Source organism: Bacteroides sp. DH3716P, from assembly GCF_025914115.1.
In the GTDB taxonomy this organism is placed as follows: domain Bacteria; phylum Bacteroidota; class Bacteroidia; order Bacteroidales; family Bacteroidaceae; genus Bacteroides; species Bacteroides ovatus.
The window spans coordinates 16,003-38,010 of the sequence record NZ_CP083673.1; the positions used below are offsets into that span (position 1 = coordinate 16,003).

The 22,008-nt window shown below is 43.2% G+C and carries 16 protein-coding genes; 7 read left to right on the forward strand and 9 right to left on the reverse strand.

The features are described from left to right. Positions 1-79: 79 nt before the first annotated feature. Positions 80-997 carry a DMT family transporter gene (locus tag KQP79_RS00050; RefSeq protein ID WP_138343166.1) on the reverse strand — a complete coding sequence of 306 codons (918 nt, stop codon included), beginning with the start codon at positions 995-997 and terminating at the stop codon, positions 80-82. Positions 998-1,119: 122 nt separating this feature from the next. Between KQP79_RS00050 and KQP79_RS00055 the strand changes: the two genes are divergently transcribed. The 7 genes from KQP79_RS00055 to KQP79_RS00085 all read left to right on the forward strand — a co-directional run bounded on the left by KQP79_RS00055 (position 1,120) and on the right by KQP79_RS00085 (position 12,685). After that, a complete protein-coding gene (locus tag KQP79_RS00055) occupies positions 1,120-1,983 on the forward strand; it encodes an AAA family ATPase (protein WP_004315636.1) in 864 nt (287 codons plus the stop codon). Positions 1,984-2,005: 22 nt separating this feature from the next. Continuing rightward, positions 2,006-3,034, forward strand: coding sequence for a DUF4435 domain-containing protein (locus KQP79_RS00060; RefSeq protein WP_004315637.1), 1,029 nt, complete (start codon positions 2,006-2,008; stop codon positions 3,032-3,034). Between the two features lie 37 nt (positions 3,035-3,071). Then, a complete protein-coding gene (locus KQP79_RS00065; RefSeq protein ID WP_008776530.1) occupies positions 3,072-4,412 on the forward strand; it encodes a mechanosensitive ion channel family protein in 1,341 nt (446 codons plus the stop codon). A gap of 34 nt (positions 4,413-4,446) precedes the next feature. Continuing rightward, on the forward strand, positions 4,447-5,343 hold the full coding sequence (locus KQP79_RS00070) for an AraC family transcriptional regulator (protein WP_004315639.1): 897 nt from the start codon (positions 4,447-4,449) through the stop codon (positions 5,341-5,343). 373 nt (positions 5,344-5,716) lie between these two features. Continuing rightward, positions 5,717-8,431 carry a TonB-dependent receptor gene (locus KQP79_RS00075; protein ID WP_138343167.1) on the forward strand — a complete coding sequence of 905 codons (2,715 nt, stop codon included), beginning with the start codon at positions 5,717-5,719 and terminating at the stop codon, positions 8,429-8,431. A 43-nt stretch (positions 8,432-8,474) separates the two neighbouring features. After that, positions 8,475-9,683, forward strand: a complete 1,209-nt coding sequence (locus KQP79_RS00080; RefSeq protein WP_115485039.1) for a hypothetical protein — start codon at positions 8,475-8,477, stop codon at positions 9,681-9,683. A gap of 191 nt (positions 9,684-9,874) precedes the next feature. Further along, positions 9,875-12,685 (forward strand): ATP-binding protein, encoded by a 2,811-nt coding sequence (locus KQP79_RS00085; RefSeq protein ID WP_138343168.1) that lies wholly within the window; start codon positions 9,875-9,877, stop codon positions 12,683-12,685. Between the two features lie 140 nt (positions 12,686-12,825). Here the strand turns inward: KQP79_RS00085 and KQP79_RS00090 are convergent, their stop codons facing one another. From KQP79_RS00090 to KQP79_RS00125, 8 genes are all read right to left on the reverse strand, one after another. Then, on the reverse strand, positions 12,826-14,265 hold the full coding sequence (locus tag KQP79_RS00090; protein WP_087321454.1) for an NADH-quinone oxidoreductase subunit N: 1,440 nt from the start codon (positions 14,263-14,265) through the stop codon (positions 12,826-12,828). Between the two features lie 37 nt (positions 14,266-14,302). Next, on the reverse strand, positions 14,303-15,787 hold the full coding sequence (locus KQP79_RS00095; RefSeq protein WP_004312107.1) for a complex I subunit 4 family protein: 1,485 nt from the start codon (positions 15,785-15,787) through the stop codon (positions 14,303-14,305). A 38-nt stretch (positions 15,788-15,825) separates the two neighbouring features. Continuing rightward, a complete protein-coding gene (gene nuoL / locus KQP79_RS00100; RefSeq protein WP_022199692.1) occupies positions 15,826-17,757 on the reverse strand; it encodes an NADH-quinone oxidoreductase subunit L in 1,932 nt (643 codons plus the stop codon). A 191-nt stretch (positions 17,758-17,948) separates the two neighbouring features. Further along, on the reverse strand, positions 17,949-18,257 hold the full coding sequence (gene nuoK / locus KQP79_RS00105; protein ID WP_004312109.1) for an NADH-quinone oxidoreductase subunit NuoK: 309 nt from the start codon (positions 18,255-18,257) through the stop codon (positions 17,949-17,951). A 37-nt stretch (positions 18,258-18,294) separates the two neighbouring features. Further along, positions 18,295-18,807, reverse strand: a complete 513-nt coding sequence (locus tag KQP79_RS00110) for an NADH-quinone oxidoreductase subunit J (protein WP_004312110.1) — start codon at positions 18,805-18,807, stop codon at positions 18,295-18,297. Between the two features lie 2 nt (positions 18,808-18,809). Further along, entirely contained in the window at positions 18,810-19,298 is a 489-nt protein-coding gene (locus KQP79_RS00115) for a 4Fe-4S binding protein (RefSeq protein WP_004305338.1), read from the reverse strand. A 12-nt stretch (positions 19,299-19,310) separates the two neighbouring features. Beyond that, the gene (gene nuoH, locus KQP79_RS00120) at positions 19,311-20,387 is read right to left on the reverse strand and encodes an NADH-quinone oxidoreductase subunit NuoH (RefSeq protein WP_004315645.1); all 1,077 of its coding nucleotides are present in this window, start codon (positions 20,385-20,387) and stop codon (positions 19,311-19,313) included. Positions 20,388-20,407: 20 nt separating this feature from the next. Continuing rightward, the gene (locus KQP79_RS00125; RefSeq protein WP_004312112.1) at positions 20,408-22,000 is read right to left on the reverse strand and encodes an NADH-quinone oxidoreductase subunit D; all 1,593 of its coding nucleotides are present in this window, start codon (positions 21,998-22,000) and stop codon (positions 20,408-20,410) included. Between the last annotated feature and the right edge of the window lie 8 nt (positions 22,001-22,008).

Here is a 22,008-nt window from a genome sequence, read left to right on the forward strand (position 1 = left end):
TAATAAGGTTCTGATTTTTAGAGAATACATTTAGCATAAGCGGGTAGGAAACTTTCAGTCTTTCTACCCGCTTGTACTATTAATGAAGCTTTTCTGCTTTTTCAAGATCAGCTCTCGATTTACTTTGAGTCACAATATATACTCCCAGGAATACAAGTGCGATAGCAATCCCTTTCTCCCAGCCGAAACTTCCGATACCCATCGCGATTGCTGCAATCGTAGCCACGATCGGTTGCATATAATTGTACATACTGACTACCGTAGGACGGAGCAGCCTCTGTGCAGTCATAATGCAGAGATATGCGAGGAAACTACCTCCTAATACGACATAAAGTACCTGTATAATGGCGACAGTGGAAACAGAAGTCCATTGAATCGTAGAAATATCATAATAAGAGAACGGAATATAGCACATTGAAGCATATATGAACATCCATTTATTAATCGTTACTGCCGAATATCGTTGAGACAATCCTTTGAATACAGTCAGGTATATGGAAAAACTGATTTGCGCAACGAGACAAAGTAAGTCACCAATCAGGCTTCCATTTCCGTTGCTTCCTGCCTGGCTACTCATAATGAGAATAAGTGCTCCCATCGCACCTACAAAAATCCCCAGTACTTTCTTATTGGTAATAGGTTCTTTCAAGTAAATGGCCGCTACAACCATTGTTACAATCGGTAGAGTGGTAGTTACGATAGAAGCATCAATAGGAGAAGTCATAGAAAGCCCGAAGATGAACACTCCTTGATTGAATACTAGCGCAAACAGTGAAGCAAAGAAGATTTTCAGCATATCTTGATGATTCACATGTTCCTGTTTGCAAAACATGGAAAGGATCCAGAAAGCGGCTGCTGCCCCCACCATGCGGAATGTAGTGACAGAAATTGGAGAAAACTCTTGAAGAGCCGACTTACCGATGGGAGACATTAATCCCCACATAACGTTTGCTGTAAGCGCAAACAAATGACCATACAGGTTCTTACTTTTGTCCATGTTGATACTATTTATTTTACCATATCTCTGATATCATTAACAATCAAATAGAGAAAACGGTTGCAAAGGTAGTCTTTTATCGTATGATTTGTTTATATTTGCCTTGATTAAACTTGAATATTATGGAACAACAAGCCAATTATATCCGTCGTATCGAGATACACGGACTATGGGAACGCTTTAATATAGGATGGGATTTGCGTCCCGATGTGAACATCCTCTCCGGCATCAACGGAGTGGGGAAGACTACCATTCTGAACCGTTCGGTGGGATACCTCGAAGAACTTTCCGGTGAAATGAAAAGTGACGAGAAGAACGGTGTGCGTCTCTTTTTCGACAATCCCCAGGCAACCTATATTCCTTATGACGTCATCCGAAGCTACGACCGTCCCCTGATTATGGGTGACTTCACAGCCCGCATGGCCGACAAGAATGTAAAGTCTGAACTGGACTGGCAACTCTATCTCTTGCAACGCCGTTACCTCGATTATCAGGTCAACATTGGTAATAAGATGATTGAAATGCTTTCCAGCACTGATGAAGAAGAACGTCGTAAGGCAGCCACATTGTCTGTAGCTAAACGTCGTTTTCAGGATATGATTGACGAACTGTTCAGCTATACACGCAAAAAGATAGACCGGAAACGGAACGATATCGCTTTCTATCAGGATGGCGAACTATTATTCCCTTATAAACTGTCGTCCGGTGAAAAGCAAATGCTGGTTATCCTGTTGACCGTACTCGTGCAGGACAACAGCCATTGTGTATTGTTTATGGATGAGCCGGAAGCCTCCCTTCATATAGAATGGCAGCAGAAACTGATTGCTATGATACGTGAACTGAATCCGAATGTGCAGATTATCCTGACTACCCATTCGCCTGCCGTCATTATGGAAGGCTGGCTGGATGCCGTGACAGAAGTAAGCGATATATCTACCACCGTAGGGCACAAGCTCGACAAGGATTCTCCCAACTGTAATTTGTAATTCGTAACCTGTAATTGAACAAATGGCAACTTCACTACGAGATAATCTGACTTCTTCTTATTTCAATGCCGCCCATAAGCTTTATCCGAAGAAAGCCCGCCGACGTATCATCGCTTACGTAGAAAGCTATGACGACATCGCTTTCTGGCGCACATTGCTTGAAGAGTTTGAAGACGACGAACACTATTTCCAAGTGATGCTTCCTTCGGCCACCTCTCTGGCAAAAGGAAAAAAGATGGTACTCATGAACACGCTGAATACTGCCGAATTGGGGAGAAGTCTGATTGCCTGTGTGGACAGTGACTATGATTTCCTGTTGCAGGGAGCTACCAATACTTCCCGTAAAATCAACCGGAACAGGTATATTTTTCAGACTTATACCTATGCTATTGAAAACTATCATTGTTTTGCCGAAAGCCTTCACGAAGTATGTGTGCAGGCTACGTTGAATGACCGTTCCATTTTAGATTTCAACTTCTACCTGAAGAAGTATTCTGAAATAGTATATCCGCTTTTCCTCTGGAACGTATGGTTCTATCGCCAACGGGATACTTACACTTTCCCCATGTACGATTTCCATACTTATACTTCTTTGCGCGAGATTAATCTCCGGCATCCGGAAAAGAGCTTGGAATCCCTTCAACAACGGGTTAATCAGAAGTTGGCAGAGTTGAAAAGGAAATTCCCCCATAACATCAATCAGGTGAATGGATTGCGGACTGAATTTAAAGAGCTGGGCTTGGTGCCGGAAACTACTTACTTGTATATGCAGGGACACCATGTGATGGATAATGTGGTAATGAAACTACTGATTCCGGTCTGCACCGTATTGCGCCGTGAACGGGAACAGGAAATCAAGCGGTTGGCCGAACACAATGAACAGTTCAGAAACGAACTGACTTGTTATCAGAACAGCCAGGTGAACGTAGAAATCATGCTCAAGAAGAATGTAGCCTACAAAAGACTCTTCCATTATGATTGGCTACGGCAGGATATCAGTGAATATTTGGAAGAAGGAAAGAATAAAGAAGAAAAGAAACAGAGATCATAAATAAAAGAAAAACTAAAAAAGAGAGAGACGATTGCTTATGAAAGAAGTAAAAGAAGTGGTTGATACAGTGAGTGTGGCATTAGCAAACGGGCAACCGGAAGAAGCAGGTAATGTAGTGATGCAAGAGGTGAATCATGCTTTGCTCTCGATGGGAGTGGATGAAGCTATGGCTGATAAGATTGATAACTTTATCATTTTATTGTTTATTATTGGAATAGCATTATTGGCTAATCTGATTTGCCGCAAGATTATTCTGCGTACCGTGGCTAAATTGGTGAGACAGACAAAAGCTACTTGGGATGATATTGTATTTAATGATAAAGTAATGGTGAACATCAGCAGGATGGTGGCGCCTATATTGATTTATATATCTATTCCTATTGCCTTCCCCGAACATGCAGACTCTGCTTTGCTTGATTTTCTTCGAAGACTTTGCATGATTTATATCCTTGCAGTCTTTCTTCGCTTCGTCAGTGCTTTGTTCACGGCTGTGTATCTGGTATATAGCGCGCGTGAACAATATAAAGACAAACCTTTGAAGGGGCTTTTGCAGACAGCGCAAGTCATTCTCTTCTTTATAGGAGCTATCATCATTATCAGTATTCTGATAAAGCAAAGTCCGGTAGTGTTGCTGACCGGATTGGGAGCTTCCGCTGCGGTTCTGATGTTGGTTTTCAAGGACAGTATCATGGGATTTGTCTCCGGCATCCAGCTTTCCGCCAATAATATGCTGAAGGTGGGCGATTGGATCACGATGCCGAAATACGGTGCGGACGGTACGGTGATAGAAGTAACATTGAATACCGTAAAAATACGTAACTTCGATAATACCATCACTACCATTCCTCCTTATCTATTGATTAGTGATTCTTTCCAAAACTGGCAGGGAATGCAGGAATCCGGCGGACGTCGTGTGAAACGTTCCATCAATATAGACATGACCAGTGTGCATTTCTGTACACCGGAGATGTTGGCAAAATACCGGAAGATACAACTGTTGAAAGACTATGTGGATGAAACGGAAAAGGTAGTGGAAGAATATAATAAGGAACATCATATCGACAACTCTGTGTTAGTGAATGGACGTCGGCAAACAAACTTGGGAGTTTTCCGGGCCTATCTGACTAACTATCTGAAGAGTCTGCCTACCGTCAACCAAGACCTGACCTGTATGGTACGTCAGCTTCAGCCTACTGAAACCGGTATCCCATTGGAACTTTATTTTTTTTCTGCCAATAAAGTATGGGTTGCCTACGAAGGCATACAGGCAGATGTTTTCGATCATGTGCTTGCCATTATTCCCGAATTCGACTTGCGTGTCTTCCAAAACCCGTCGGGGGCAGACCTGCATCGGATAGGGGTAAAGATAGAAAACTAATCAAACGATAAAACGCTTATAAATTGTAATTACTATGACTACACCGTTATCCAACCAGATTATCCGTGAAATCACTCCTTTGTCAGATAAGGATTGCTTTTACATTGCGGAACGTTATAAAACGGAATTCACTTATCCTATACACAACCACTCCGAGTTTGAATTGAACTTCACCGAAAAGGCTGCCGGAGTAAGGCGGATTGTAGGAGACTCTTCCGAAGTGATAGGTGATTATGATTTGGTATTGATAACAGGAAAAGATTTGGAACACGTCTGGGAACAGAACGACTGCCATTCGAAAGAGATACGGGAGATTACGATTCAGTTTTCTTCCGATCTTTTCTTCAAGAGCTTTATCAATAAGAATCAGTTCGACTCTATCCGCCGGATGCTGGATAAAGCACAAAAAGGGCTTTGTTTCCCGATGTCTGCCATACTCAAAATATATCCGTTGCTGGATACGCTTGCTTCCGAGAAGCAAGGATTTTATGCGGTCATTAAGTTTATGACGATCCTGTATGAACTTTCTCTCTTTGAAGAAGAAGCGCGTACCTTGTCCAGTTCGTCTTTTGCCAAGATAGATATTCATTCGGACAGCCGGCGTGTGCAGAAAGTGCAGGAGTACATCAATACACATTATCAGGAAGAAATACGCCTGGGGCAGTTGGCCGATATGGTGGGGATGACGGATGTGTCATTCAGCCGCTTCTTCAAACTGCGTACAGGCAAGAATCTTTCCGATTATATCATTGATATTCGGCTGGGCTTTGCTTCCCGGTTGCTGGTAGATTCTACCATGTCAATAGCCGAGATTTGTTATGAGTGCGGTTTTAATAACCTTTCCAATTTCAACCGGATCTTCAAGAAGAAAAAGAGTTGTTCGCCCAAAGAGTTTCGTGAGAACTACCGGAAGAAAAAGAAACTGATTTAGTGTATTCATCCTTATGAACTAATTCGCCGAATACGGAGAATTAGGTTTCGATATGCATAAAATTAATCGTCTGACGGTTGTTATCTTTTCGTCTGACTACTGTTGAACTTTCGTCTGACAATTGTCAGACGAAAGTTCAACAGTAGTCAGACGATTAATTTTATGCATAATGAGAGATAAAAGAGTGAAGTTCCGGTCTTAAATTTGCTTATAAACAAGTTAAACTAATAGCGTAACTGATTGATAATACGTTTGTAACATCTTGTCATCATCTTGCAATGACTCTTTCAATAGATTGTATTTTTTTCGTCTTACGGTTGTAATGCTCACCCTCTATCTTTGCCGACGTAATTAAAACGTAGAGCAAAGTTAGATGAAAAAACTATTTCTTATCCGATTTTCAGTGGTAGCCTTCTTTTGCCTGTTGTGTGTACTTCCTGCATTGGCTGCTAATATCAAGATTAAAGGAGCTGTGAAAGACAAACTATCCAAGGAACCTTTGATAGGAGCTACGATACGTTTGCTCGGAACTCAAGCCGGAGCAGTGACCGATATGGAGGGCAATTTCGAATTGAACAGTATGGGCATTCTGGAAGGTATGTATGATATTGAGATTAAATATGTAGGCTACAAAACAGAAGTGCGCCATAAAGTGCGTGTGGAGAATGGAAAACAGGTGATACTGAATCTGGAGTTGGAAACCGATGCACAGGAACTTGCCGATGTGGTGGTTGTAGCTAAGAAGAATAGGGAAAATGAGAATATGCTGTTGCTCGAACAGCAAAAAGCAGTCATTGCCGTACAATCTGTTGGTGTCAGGGAGCTTTCCCGCAAGGGTGTTTCGGATGCAGAAGGTGCTGTGACGAAAGTTGCCGGAGTGTCTAAACAAGACGGAGTGAAAAATGTCTTTGTCCGTGGATTGGGTGACCGGTACAATGCAACTACTTTTAATGGATTTGCTCTTCCTTCCGAAGACCCGGAATATAAGAATATCTCTCTTGATTTCTTCGGTACGGACATTATTCAGTCGGTAGGTGTAAATAAAGCATTCAACGCGGGAGGCAGCAGCGATGTCGGAGGGGCAACCATTGATATTGTATCCAAAGAACTAATTGGTAGCGGTCATCTGGGATTCGGCATTTCCGGTGGCTTGAATACACAAACGGTAGCAGCCGATTTTCTGAAACAGGATGGAGTGAACTTCATGGGCTTTGCCAATCGCACCGAACCTGCCGATGAAAATTCATGGAACTTCAGAAATAAGTTAGACCCTTCCGCTCAACATTTTCAAATTAACCGGAGTTACAGTATTTCCGGAGGTAAACGATTCTATGTCGGAAAAGACAAAAATCCGCTTTCTTTCTTCCTGACCGCCGGACATACGATGGACTATCAGTATACGGATGAAATCATACGTAATACAACTACCAGCGGTACGGTCTACAAAGATATGAATGGTAAGAAGTATGCGGAGAATATCAGTCAGCTGGCACTTGCCAATGTGGATTTCGATATGCAGAACCGTCATCACATCAGTTATAATTTGATGATGATTCATGCCAATACCCAGTCGGTGGGCGATTACAACGGTAAGAACTCGATTTTTAGTGATGACTATGAAAACCTCGGATTCACCCGTCGCCAACAAACAAATGACAATATGCTGATCGTTAACCAACTGATGACTAACTGGGGATTGACCAAATCATTAAGTCTCGATGCAGGTGCTTCCTATAATATGGTGAAAGGGTATGAACCGGATCGTCGTATCAATAACCTGACTAAAGCGGAAGACGGCTATACGTTGCTAAGGGGCAACTCACAACAGCGCTACTTCTCAACTTTAGATGAAGACGACTTGAATGTAAAAGCAGGCTTGGTCTATCGTCTGAAAGATAATATAGAAGAAATTTCGAATGTCCGTTTCGGATATACAGGCCGATTCGTAGATGATAACTTCAAAGCTACGGAGTATAACCTGACCGTAGGGCATGTTTCTACCCTCCCTTCTTTGGACAACTTATCGCTTGACGATTATTATAACCAAGAAAACTTTGCTTCCGACTGGTTCAAGATACAGAAGAACTTAGATGAATATACCGTAAAAAAGAATATCCATTCCGCTTATGCCGAGGCTACCTACCAGTTTACTCCCTGTTGGATTGTGAATCTGGGAATGAAATACGACAAGGTAGATATTGAAGTGGATTACAATGTGAATCGTGGAGGCTCTAAAGGAAACAATACCATTCAAAAAGATTATTTCCTGCCCAGCTTGAATCTCAAATACAATCTGAATGATAAAAACTCGCTTCGCTTCGGAGCAAGTAAGACATATACGCTTCCACAGGCCAAGGAGATATCTCCTTACCGTTATGTCGGCGTGAACTTCAACAGTCAGGGTAACCCCAATCTGAAACCTTCGGATAATTATAACCTTGATCTGAAGTGGGACTTTAATCCCACTCCGACCGAGTTGATTTCTCTCACAGCTTTCTATAAATTGATTAAGAATCCGATATCCCGCATCGAAGTGGCAAGCGCCGGAGGTTATCTTTCTTATGAGAATATAGCGGATAAGGCAACCGTGGCAGGAGTGGAAGTAGAAATACGTAAGAATCTGTTTGTCCGTCCGGTGAGTAATGCTGCGCACGGAATGAATAAACTCTCTTTGGGATTGAATGGCTCTTATATCTACACGAATGCAAAAATGCCTTTGGCAACGGTTACCACCGGTTCGCAACTGGAAGGAGCCGCACCGTGGATTGTCAATTTCGACCTCTCGCATAACTTCACGAAAGGAGAACGCAGTTTTGTCAATACATTGGTACTTAATTATGTGAGTGATAAAATATATACCATTGGCACACAGGGCTATCAGGATATAATGGAGCAGGGAGTACTGACACTGGATTTTGTGTCCCAAGCCAAACTGAACAAGCATCTTTCGCTTAACCTGAAAGCCCGCAACCTGCTGAATCCCTCTTATAAGTTAAGTCGCAAAGCGAACGAAAACGGGGAAAAGGTGATATTGAATGATTATAAGAAAGGAATAAATATAAGCCTGGGAGTGTCGTGTACATTCTAAGCCGGGTGATGAAATAAGATTATTAACTAATAATGAAAGCAAAATGAAAAGATTGTTTGTGAACTTTATGACGTTTGCCGTTATGGCAACAGCACTTACATTGACTGCATGTAGCAGTGATAGTGACGGAGACGGTGATGGTAACGGAGATGGTGGAAACAACGGTGGGACCGGTAGCTCTATTGTTGTGGGCGAAAATATCCTGTCCGGCACGCTGACCGGAGAACAGACACTGGAAGCTAAGGAATATATTCTGAATGGAACGGTAGTCATTGAAAATGGAGGCCGTCTGAATATCCCTGCCGGAACAACGATTAAGGCTCGCGAAGGTTTCAGCAGTTATCTGCTGGTAGCACAAGGCGGTAAACTTTATGCTGACGGTACAGCTGATAAACCGATTGTTTTCACTGCCAATTCAACAACCCCTACATCCGGCTATTGGGGAGGAATTATTATCAATGGTAAAGCTCCGATTTCCGGTTCGAACGCCAATAAGAGTGATACAGGTCTGACGGAAATCGACAACAACTATAAATACGGTGGTAATGTCGATAATGACAATTCCGGTTCACTGACTTATGTGAAAATCTGCTATGCCGGTGCCCGCTCTACTGCCGATATCGAGCACAACGGATTGACACTGAACGGTGTTGGAAACGGTACCAAGATCGAGAATATCTACATTCTTGAGAGCGCGGATGATGCCATCGAATTCTTTGGCGGTACGGTGAATGTAACCAACCTGTTGGCTGTGAACCCGGATGATGATATGTTCGACTTCACTCAAGGATATTCCGGTAAATTGAAAAACTGCTATGGCGTTTGGGAAAGCGGTTATACCAGTACGGAAGCAGATCCGCGCGGCATTGAAGCAGATGGTAACTTGGATGGCATTTATCCGGATCATTTACGTCAGTCAGACTTTGCGGTTGAAAATATGACAATCGTAAATAATGCTGCCAATACAACGGATAATGTAGACCGTATGCAAGACGTGATTAAAATCCGTCGTGGAGCAAAAGCTACGATCACCAATGCTCTTGTCAAAGGTTCCGGCGGTACAATCGATTTGATTGATATGAATGACAGTAAAGGGGCAGGAAGTGCAGCTTCCAGCATCAGCATCACTCATACATTGAACTTTAAGAATAAGCTGAACGGTACATTGAATACATTTACCGAGCCGACTACGAATACTGGTGCAGATGCATCCCTGTTTACTTGGACTGGATATAATATTTCCTCATTATAATAAGATATAGGTTAGCGGAGTCCGTATTTTTCAATAGGAGGTATGGGAGAATTTGTAACAAACAGATTCTCCCATATTCTATTTATTTATTTTCGTAATCTTCTTTTAGCTTTTTTATTTGCTCCTTTATGGTATCAGTGATTACCTTTTTTGTATATTTGTCAACCTATTGTTTTACAATGATACAAAATATGCAGACAGACAACGAGCGATACAAAAAAATGGCTTCTCTTGCACAAATCGGGTGGTGGGAAGTAGATTTAACGGCAGGATATTATTTATGTTCCGATTATCTTTCTGATCTTTTGGGATTGGACGGCGACACCATCTCTACTTCGGATTTTCTGAACCTGATACGTGAAGATTATCGCAAGCAGATTGCCCAGGAGTTCCGGGCAAATTCTTCTATCCATAAGGACTTTTATGAACAAACTTTCCCTATTCATTCAAAATATGGCGAGGTCTGGTTGCATACCCGTCTGGCTTTTCGTGAGAAGGGTACAGGTGTTGATGGAGGTGATAAGTCTTTCGGAATAATCCAGCGCGTTGAGGCTCCCAAGGAAGAAGATCAAAGGGATGCATTAAGGCGTGTGAATGATTTGCTTTGTCGTCAGAATTTTGTTTCGCAATCGTTGCTTCGTTTCCTACGTGATGAGGCAGTAGAATCTTGTATCGCAGATATTTTGAGAGATATTCTGAATCTTTATAATGGAAAAGGGCGTGTTTATATTTTTGAATACGACGAAATTTATGCCCATCATAGTTGTATCTACGAAGTTGTTTCTGAAGGAGTATCGGCAGAGATAGACAATCTGCAGGACATGCCTGCCAGTGAGTCAAAATGGTGGAGTGAACAGATATTATCGGGCAAGCCGATTATTTTAAATACACTGGAGCAGTTATTAGAAGAGGCTCCTGATGAATATCAGATTCTTGTAGTTCAGGGAATCAAATCGTTAATGGTGACTCCTTTGATGACAGGCGACTGCGTTTGGGGATATATGGGGATTGATCTGGTTGAGACTTACCATGACTGGAGTAATGAAGATTTTCAATGGTTCTCCTCATTGGGAAATATTATAAATATCTGTATCGAGTTGCGTAAAACTAAGGACAAGGTAATCCGTGAACAGACTTTCCTAAATAATCTGTTTCATTTTATGCCGATGGGATATATACGTATGTCCATTATCCGTGACGAGAATAATAAACCTTGCGATTATCGGGTGACGGATGCGAATGAGGTCAGTTCAACCTTTTTCGGGCTTCCTTTGGAGTCGTATATTGGTTCTTTGGCATCTGAAAAGCATCCTGACTATCTCCAAAAACTTAATTTTCTGGAAGAAATACTGGATAGTAATTCTTATAGAGAGAAAGATGAATATTTCCCTCGAACGGAACGGTATACGCATTGGGTTATTTATTCTCCCGGAAAGGACGAAATAGTCGGTCTATTCCTCGATTCTACGGGATCGGTACAAGCTAACCGGGCATTGGATCGTAGTGAAAAACTCTTTAAGAATATCTTTGCTAATATTCCGGCAGGAGTAGAGATCTACGATAAGGACGGCTATTTGATAGATTTGAATAATAAGGATTTAGAAATATTCGGTGTAGTGAATAAATCGGATGTGATAGGGGTTAATTTCTTTGAGAATCCGAATGTGCCGCAGGGGATTCGTGATCGTGTGCGGAATGAAGATCTGGTGGATTTCAGACTTAATTATTCTTTTGAGCAAGCAGGAGGATATTATGAGACAAGCCGTTCTAATGTGATAGAACTATATTCGAAGGTTAGTAAACTATATGATAATGAGGGCAACTTCAGCGGATATATTTTAATAAGCATTGACAATACGGAGCGTATTGATGCAATGAACCGTATTCGTGATTTTGAGAATTTCTTCTTGATGATATCCGATTATGCAAAAGTAGGATATGCTAAATTGAATCTCTTGAACCGCAAAGGTTATGCTATAAAACAGTGGTATAAGAATTTAGGTGAGGAGGAAGATATTCCTTTGAGTGAGGTGGTAGCAGTTTATAGCCAAATGCATCCCGAAGACCGTAAGCGTTTCCTTGATTTTTATGATGGAGTCAGAGACGGAAAAAGGAGGCATTTCCAAGGGGAGATGCGTATTCGTCGTCCCGGAACGAAGAACGAATGGAATTGGGTCAGCAGTAATGTAATGGTCACCAATTATAAACCGGAAGAAAATGAAATAGAAATCATCGGTATCAATTATGACATTACAGAATTGAAGGAGACTGAAGCCGAATTGATTCAGGCACGTGATAAAGCAGAGATGATGGATCGTTTGAAAAGTGCTTTCCTTGCCAATATGAGTCATGAAATCCGTACGCCGCTGAATGCCATTGTCGGTTTCTCCGATTTGCTGGTAGAAACTGAAGAGCTGGCAGAACGTCAGGAGTATATTAAGATTGTACGTGAGAATAATGAACTTTTGTTGCAATTAATTTCAGATATACTCGATTTGTCAAAGATTGAAGCGGGTACATTTGAGTTTACTAACGGAGATGTAGATGTAAATCTGTTATGTGAGGATATTGTCCGCTCTATGGGGATGAAAGCGAAAGAAGAGGTGGAACTGGTGTTTGATGATCATCTTCCGGTTTGTCATGTCATTAGTGACCGTAACCGTATACATCAGGTGATCTCTAACTTTGTTAACAATGCAATGAAGTTTACCTCTGAAGGTAGTATTCATGTGGGATATAAACTAAAAGATGGCGAATTGGAATTCTATGTTGAAGATACAGGCATCGGTATTGAAAAAGAGCAGTTGCCACATATCTTTGAGCGTTTTGTGAAGCTTAATTCTTTTGTACACGGTACAGGATTGGGACTTTCTATCTGTCAGAGCATCGTTGAACAATTAGGTGGGCGGATTGGCGTTGATTCTGAAAAAGGAAAAGGATCAAGGTTTTGGTTTACTATTCCCGGAGTGATCGTGACGGAAGAGATGAACTGTGCCCGGTAGAGTGGTAATAAGGCAGGTGAATATCTTCCTTCCTCATTAATAAAAGCGGCTTTTATATAGAAGAAACGGTCTTGGTTTTGATGTCGATTGATACTGACATGAAACCAAGACCGTTTCTTTGGTGAAAAGGTGTAGTCCGTTTAAATTCCGAACGACAGTTTATCGATAGATTGATATACGATACTTGCAATACCCAGTCCGATGATACCCAATGTGCAAAGTGCCAATCCCCATTTTGTGCAGCGGTCGCTGCGGAAAGTAGGAATCGGGTTGTCGGAAGGAGTGATGTACATTGCTTTTACAATCAATAGATAGTAATACAACGAAATCACTGTATTTACCAATGCGATGAATACCAGCAAGTGGAAACCTGCATCGAAAGCAGCCATGAAGATAAAAAACTTAGAGAAGAATCCGGCAAACGGAGGGATGCCTGCCAATGAGAACAGAGACAGAGTCATCAAGAGAGCGATTTTGGGATTCGTTTTATAAAGTCCTGCGTAATCTTCGAGCGTGAATTTCTGACTGCGTAATGCCACGATAGTGATAACGGCAAATACTCCGAGGTTGGCGGCAGCGTACACTAATACATAATATACCAATGCCGTCATGCCTTGTGCTGTGCCTCCGATAACGCCTAACATAATATATCCCGCTTGCGAAATACTGGAGAACGCCATCAAACGTTTCAGGTTTTGCTGACGGACAGCAAATATATTTGCAATAGTGATAGAAGCGATGGTTACCCAATAAAGTACTTCCTGCCAGTCATTAATCATTGGAGCGAATACTTTGATAAGGACGGCCAATAATACAAATGCTGCCGATCCTTTTGATATAACACTCAAATAAGCGGTAACTGCACTCGGAGCGCCTTCGTAAACGTCTGCTGTCCATAAGTGGAACGGAACCAGTGACAACTTGAATGCCATTCCTGTGAAGAAGAATATAAATGCCATGATCTGTAACGGATTTCCGTCGATATGGGCAGGGAGGTCATCGAAATAAAGAGTCCCGGCAGAACCATAGATCATGGACAGACCAAACAACAGCAATGCACTGGAGAAAAGAGCTGTCAGAATGTATTTGGCACCTGCTTCGGCAGAGTTGTGACGGTATTTATCGAAGGCAATCAATGCTGCCATCGGAATAGAAGCTGTTTCGAGCCCGATGAAGAACATCAGGAAATGTCCGGCGGAAATCATGAGATACATACCAAACAAGGTAGAGAGTGTAAGCACATAGAATTCTCCTTGTTTGAATGAAGTGTCTTCTCTTTTCATCCACTCGTGTGCCATCAGGAAAACAATCAGTGTACCGACGTTCAGGATTGATTTAACAACTGTGTGCATCGGTACATAGTGATACATACCACCGAATGCATCGGCAGCAGTTCCCGGAATCAGGTTGATAGCCGTATGGATAGCCATCAGAATAACGGGCAACATGGTGTTCAGGCGTGCTTTCCCACTATTTTTGTGTGCATCCGGACTCATGAAGAGGTCAGCTAGAAATAGCAGCAGTAAGACAGCTATGAGCGACAGCTCTTCTCGCATATTTAGAAATTGTGAATAATCCATCTTGTTTATTTATGAATTAAGAATTATGATTTATGAGTTAGGGGATTAGTTGTGAGACAACCGGTAATACGCTTTCACCAATCATGTGGCTAACCCAGAAAGGAGCCATACCTAGTCCGGCAACGCAAACGATGAGGCAGATAACGGCTACACGTTCGTCCCAAGTTGCATCAGTCAGTTCGAGGTGATGTTTGTTGGTGCAGGTTCCGTATAGGATCTTACCTACCAGGCGCAGGATGTAGACTGCGGTAATCACAATTGAAGAACAGGCAATGATAGTCAGTGTACGGTGAAATACATCGTTGTTCTGGAAAGAGCCGACGAAGATGGTCATTTCAGCAATGAAACCGCTTAATCCCGGCAGACCGAGGTTGGCAAGACCGGCAATCACATAACATACACTAAGGAACGGCATAATTTTCATTAAACCGGCAAGTTCGCGAACGTCACGTGTGTGTGTACGTCCATATATCATACCGATCAGAGCAAAGAACAAGGCTGTCATCAATCCGTGCGAAAGCATCTGAAGGATTGCTCCTGTTGCTGCTGTCTGGTTTAGCATCAGAATGGCGAAAAGAACCAGTCCGCAGTGAGATACGGATGAATAAGCATTGATATATTTCAAGTCGGTCTGTACGCAAGCGGAGAAGGCTCCGTAGACTACAGAGATACCTGTCAGTATCAGGAATATCCAGGAAAGTTCGTTGGCTGCTTCCGGCATCAGATACATGGCGATACGGAAACATCCGTAACCTCCCAGTTTCATCAATACTCCGGCATGAAGCATGGATACGGCAGTCGGGGCAGAAGCGTGACCGTCAGGACTCCATGTGTGGAACGGGAAAAGGGCGCCCAATACACCGAAGCCGAGGAAAGTCAGCGGGAACCAGATGCATTGCTGTGCAAAAGGTATGTTGTGCAACTGTGCAATTTCGAGAAGGTTCATGGTGGTTGCTCCCGAGCCGAAATAGATTCCGAGAATACCGATCAATAGGAAAGCGGAACCGCCCATCAACATAAGGGTCAGTTTCATGGCTGCATATTCTTTACGTCCTGATCCCCATACACCAATCAGCAGGTACATCGGTATCAACGCAATTTCATAGAACATGAACATGGTGAACAAATCGACGGATATAAAGAATCCGAATACTCCCATAGACAACAGGGTGAACCAGAGGAAATATTCTTTCGTCAGCGGTTGCAGGCGCCAGGAAGCGAATGTACCGGTGAATACGATGACAGCAGATAATAACAACATGGCTACCGAAATTCCGTCAACACCTACTGAATAAGATATGTGAAGCGGGGCATACCAAAGCGTATCTGCACGGAAAAGCATTTCTGCCGTATTTCCGGCGCTACGCTCTCCCAGATACAGGAATGTAAGTACGACGGAGGCAATCAGAAGTGCCGATGCGCCAGTAACCATAACCCCCCGGATGGCTTTGATTCCTCGTGCTGCCCAAAGTCCGGCCAGCATCAATAAGGGGATAAGTACGAATATGGATAAGAAATTCATCTTTATGATTTACTATTTAAAGATTTACTATTTACTATTTAGAGAATCAGCAGTAGGATAAGTGCCAATGCACCGCAAAGGAACACATACGCATATTGTTGTACCTGACCGCTCTGCAAACCACGAATCTCGTCGCTTGTTGTATTGGTGGCCCATGCCAGGAAGTCAAAGAATCCATCCACTACATGACGGTCGAACCATGCGATAGGAGTAGAGATGCAGCGGAAGATAATCTTATGCGTAATAAACTGGTAGATATCATCAATATAGAAGCGATTATAGGCTGCCTTGTGCAGACCTTTGAATCGTTTTGCCAACGAATCAGCAACAGGCTGTTTGGCATTCTTGTACATCCATGTAGCGATTGCAATCGAAATAATCGCAATAACAACGCTCGTAATAGTTACTGACGGATCGAGATGGATAGAATAAGATTCACCATTCGAACTGATGAAGTGTCCGAAAGGAATAAATCCTGCTCCACAAGTTACAACTGCCAGGAACATCAGCGGGAAAGTCATAGCCAACGGACTCTCATGTGGGCGGCAAGGTGCCGCTTCCAAGTTTCCGTGCGGCGTGTTATGTTCCGAATGGGAACCTGCCCGGGGCGGCTCGCTCCCCCAAAAAATACCGTAGTAAAGGCGGAACATATAGAAAGCTGTCATTGCAGCGATGACTGTCATCACCCATCCCATTACAGGGCTGTATTGGAAACAAGCAGCCAGAATTTCATCCTTCGAGAAGAAGCCCGAGAACGGAGGAATACCGGCAATAGCCAGACAAGCAATCAGGAATGTCCAGTGAGTGATCGGCATATATTTGCGTAAACCTCCCATAGCGGACATTTCATTAGAATGTACGGCATGGATAATGCTACCTGCACCGAGGAAGAGTAATGCCTTAAACATGGCATGTGTGAAAAGGTGGAACATGGAAGCCATGTAGCCCAAACCTCCTTCGTGCGGATTCATGGAAGTACAAACACCCAGAGCTACCATCATGAAGCCAATCTGTGAAATGGTAGAGAAAGCCAGTACACGTTTGATGTCTGATTGTACGCAAGCCACACTTGCCGCGTAGAATGCTGTAAATGCACCTACCCAAGCAACCATGTGCAGCGTATTCGGTGCGTATGTAATGAAAAGTGGGAACATACGTGCCACCAGATATACACCGGCAACTACCATGGTAGCCGCATGAATCAATGCGCTGACCGGAGTAGGACCTTCCATTGCATCCGGCAACCAGATATGCAACGGGAACATGGCACTTTTACCGGCACCACCGACAAACATCAGTCCGAGAGCCAACGGAAGCATAGAAGCTCCACCGCTTATCAAGGATATTGTATCCGGAGTGAAGCCGAATGTACCACCGTAATATCCGTAAATCAGGATACCGATCAGGAAGCCCAAGTCAGCAAAGCGAGTAACAATAAACGCTTTCTTGGAAGCAGCAATGGCAGCCGGTTTTGTATAATAAAAACCGATTAGCAGGTAAGAACTTACCCCCACCAGCTCCCAAAAAAGGTACATCTGGAAGATGTTGGTTGCAACGACCAATCCCAGCATAGACATGGTAAACAGGGATAGGAAAGCGTAATAGCGTTGAAAACCGACTTCTCCTTTCATGTAACCGAAAGAGTAGATATGTACCATCAGTGACACTGTAGAGATGACGATCAACATCATTACCGATATAGGATCGAGCAAGATGCCCAAATCGAAGTGTAAAGTCTCTGTAAAAGGAAGCCACGTGAAGTTGTAAGGCATCAGTGTGGCGAATGTTCCGTCTTCCAGTCGTGGAGCGGAGAAATATTGGATAGCTGTAACGTAGGATAGTACTGCTACTGCTCCCAGTATCAGCGTACCGATTGTACCCGCTGTCCGGTGGGACATCCATTTACCTCCGATTCCCAATATGAGAAAGGAGAAGAAAGGAAGAAGGAGTATTAGAATTGTTAGTTCCATACAGTTTTATTTAATTACTTGAGTTATTATTATTAATTTTTGGTCTTATAGCTGATAATCACTATACTCGGACCTTCTGTTTGGTTTCCCGGTGTGAAACTAGTTGTTCCTCGGTGAGAAACACTTTGTTTCTCGGTGTGAAACGAAGTGTTTCAAGGGATGAAACACCTTGTTCCTGGGAATGAAACAAATCACCACTTCAACTCGTCCAGGTTGCGCACCTGAATGCTTCGAAGATTACGATAAATGTTAATCATGATGGCGATAGCTATTGCAGTTTCCGCAGCCGAGATGGCGATGGAAAAGAGTGCAAAGAAATAACCCTCCATTCCCCCCGGAAAAAGGAAACGATTGAATACGGCGAAGTTGATGTCCGTAGCATTCAGCATTAACTCTACAGAAATCAGGATAGCCAGTGTATTTCGGCGGGTAAAGAATCCATAGATTCCTGCAAACATCATGATGGTAGAAACTACCAGGTAATATTCCATGTGTATCATATTCGAACTCTATTTTGATAGTTAATACTTAAAATTCCTATCTCTTACGTGCAATCATGATGCCACCGATGATACACGCCAGCAATAATATGCTGACAGCTTCGAAAGGCAATACATAACCGTATTTGTCACTACTTAATAAAGCGTTCCCGATAGCATGAATGCTAATTTCTTGCGGGGCCAAATTAGCTGTCTGCATGAAATCGTGCTTCAGTGTGATAAACAGGATAATGGCCAAACCGGCAATCATAGTGAAGAGTCCGGCTAAGACTTTACTTCGTTTTGCTTTCTCGGCCCGGTCGCCTTCTCCACTGGTCAATAGGATGGAGAATACATAAAGAACGACGATACCACCGGCATAAACCATAATCTGAACGGAACCCAGAAAGGTGTAACCCAGCAAAAAATAGATGCCGGCCGTGCCGAAGAGCACGAAGAGCAGGTAGGTGGCCGAGCGTACGATACGTTGGGTAGTCACCGTCATGATGGACATAGCAATAATAAATGCTGCCAAAAAGTAGAATACTACTGTTTCAAGTGTTGATCCCATATCTAAACTTCTTTTTTCTTTTCTATTACTTTACTACCGTCGTGGTTCAACTTCAGGACAAGTTTCGTCCGGTCGAAGACTGCATGTTCGAAGTTCTGGTCGAACGTGATGGCATCGTGCGGACAAGCATTGACACAGAGCTGGCAGAACATACAGGCACCCAAATCATATTCATAGGTTGCCAGAATTTTCTTCTTCTTTCCATCTTCTGTTTCGACGGTTTCGCTGGTCACTTTGATTGTATCGTTCGGACAGGCCATTTGACACAATCCGCAAGCTACACAGCGATGTTCATTATTCTCATTGTGGGGCATATTCAGCGTACCACGAAAACGGTCGAACATTTTCAGCTCTTTCCGGTTTTCGGGATATTGCTCGGTCACTTTCTTACGGAAGTATACCTTGATGCTGGTTTTCATACCCGTTGCCAGTGTACTGATGCCATGCACCAGACCACCTAAGTACGTATATTTTTTATCTTTATATTCCATAATTTTCATTTATCAAAAGTGGAAGCCGAAAGCTACGCAGCATGCCATTAATAATAGATTTACCATAGAAATTGGAACCAGGTATTTCCATTCCAGATTCAAGATCTGGTCGATACGCAAGCGTGGGAAAGTCCATTTGATCCACATCAGAAGGAATACCACAAAGAATGCTTTGGCGAAGAACCAGATAAAGCCCGGAATATAATCCATTACAGTGTTAAATCCATCCAAACCAACAATGTGCAGCGGCATCCATCCTCCCAGGAAGATGGTGGCGGCAACACTGGCTACGATAAACAGATTCAAGTATTCTGCCAGATAGAAGAAACCGAAACCCATACCGGAGTATTCAGTATGATATCCGGCTGTCAGCTCACTTTCCGCTTCGGGAAGGTCGAACGGGCCACGGTTACATTCTGCATTTCCGGCAATCAGATAGATGATGAAAGCAATGACCGCAGGAATATGTCCCTTGAAGATGAACCAACCATCAGCTTGTCCTTCTACGATTTCAGAAAATTGCATGGTTCCCGTCAGCACTACCATTGTCATGATACTCATACCAACCGAAAGTTCATAACTGATAATCTGTGCACCGCTTCGCATGGCACCGATCAAAGAGAATTTGTTGTTACTACCCCAACCGGCCAGCAAGATACCGACAACTCCAATGCTGGAAGCTGCCAACAGGAAGAACACGCCCACATTAAAGTCCAGAATCGCCGCACCTTTATTAAAAGGAATACAAGCGAAAGTCAGGAATGAAGCGATAATCACCATGAATGGAGCAAGATTGTAAAGGAAATGGTCGGCACCCTTCGGCATGAAGATTTCTTTGGTCAGCATTTTGAGCACGTCGCAGACCACTTGGATAGAACCCCATTTACCAACACGGTTCGGTCCAAGACGACACTGGAAGAAACCGCAGACCTTACGCTCCATGTAGATCAATATGATAGCCAGGATGGCATACAGTGCTACGAGGCACACGCCGACAGCTACACATTCTATAAAGATGGCTAATCCCTCCGGCATAATGGAGAGCAGTAGCTCATGTATCCAGTTTGTTACTATACTAAAGTCGAACATATATTTTTAATAATTAAGTATTATCTGTCAATATCCGGAACGACATAATCTATTGTTCCGCCAATAGCAATTAAGTCTGCAATCTTTGTTCCCCGGCAAATGGTGTCAATTGCAGCAACAAGCGGCAATCCCGTAGCACGGTAGTGCAGGCGGTAAGGCGTTTTGTCACCCTGACTTTCCAGGAAGACACCAAATTCACCACGACTTCCTTCTACTGCTGCATAGTAACTGCCTTCCGGAACACGGATGATAGGTTTCATCTTCTCCTGATAAGGTCCCTCGGGAATATTGTCTATTAATTGCTCAATGATGTTCAGACTTTCCATGATCTCATCCATACGCACCAGGTAACGGGCAAAGCAGTCACCTTCCGTATAAACGATTTCTTTGAAATCGACTTTGTCATATACACCGTATGGCATTCGTTTACGTACGTCACACGCCCATCCTGATGCACGGCCTGTACCTCCGGTACAACCGAAAGAGATGGCATCTTCACGGCTTAACACACCGACGCCTTTCATACGGCTCTGTGCGATGATGTTACCCGTGAATATATCGTGATATTCGTGGATAATTCCTCTCATATATGGAATGAACTCTTTTACTCGTTTGACGAAGTTAGGATGAAGATCAGCCTGTACACCGCCAATCGTATTGTAGTTCATAATCAGACGTCCGCCGCAAGTTTCTTCAAAGATATCGAGAATTTTCTCGCGGTCACGGAATCCATAAAAGAATGCTGTCAACGCTCCTAAGTCCATAGCAAGACAAGAGTAGAACAGCAAGTGAGAATCGATACGTTGCAACTCGTCCATTATGGTACGGATGTACTGTACGCGTTCACTGACCTCAATGCCCATGGCTTTTTCAATGCACATACACAATGCATGGCGGTTCTGATGCGCGCCCAAATAGTCCAGACGGTCTGTCAAAGCCAATGTTTGAGGATAAGTGAGGCTTTCATTCATTTTTTCGATTCCCCGATGGATATAACCACAGTTCGCATCAATCTTACGAATGATTTCACCTTCCAGAGAAACACGGAAGCGCATTACACCATGAGTAGCAGGGTGCTGCGGACCGATGTTGACTACATATTCTTCTTCGCCGAACAGTTTCGTCTCTTTGTTCTTGATGGTTCCGTCCGGGTTCAGTTCTATTTCTTGAGTCGTATCAAACGTCTCTTCATTGGTCATGCACAGTGGGTTATCCTTTTCCGGGTCGTTATCTTTACGCATTGGATAACCGATCCAATCGTTGCGCAGGTAGAGCCGGCGCATATCAGGATGACCAACGAAGGTGATGCCATAAAAATCAAAAACTTCACGTTCGTAGAAGTCGGCTATCTTCCAGATGTCGCTGACAGACGGAATTTCCGGTAGCTCGCGGTTGGTTGTCGCTGTTTTTAGTGCTATCCGTTCGCCTGTAATGGTAGATTCCAGATGGTAGACTACGCCTAAGCCGCGGAGTTTTTCCGGAGCGTCTTTCTCATCGGCTACTCCCCAGTCCATACCGGTGAGGCTTTCGAGAAAGTCCATCTGTTTTTCATTTCGCAAGCGCAGCATCTCGTCGTGTAACGCTGCAGGAGCTATAAATTGTATTTCTTGCATAAATCAAA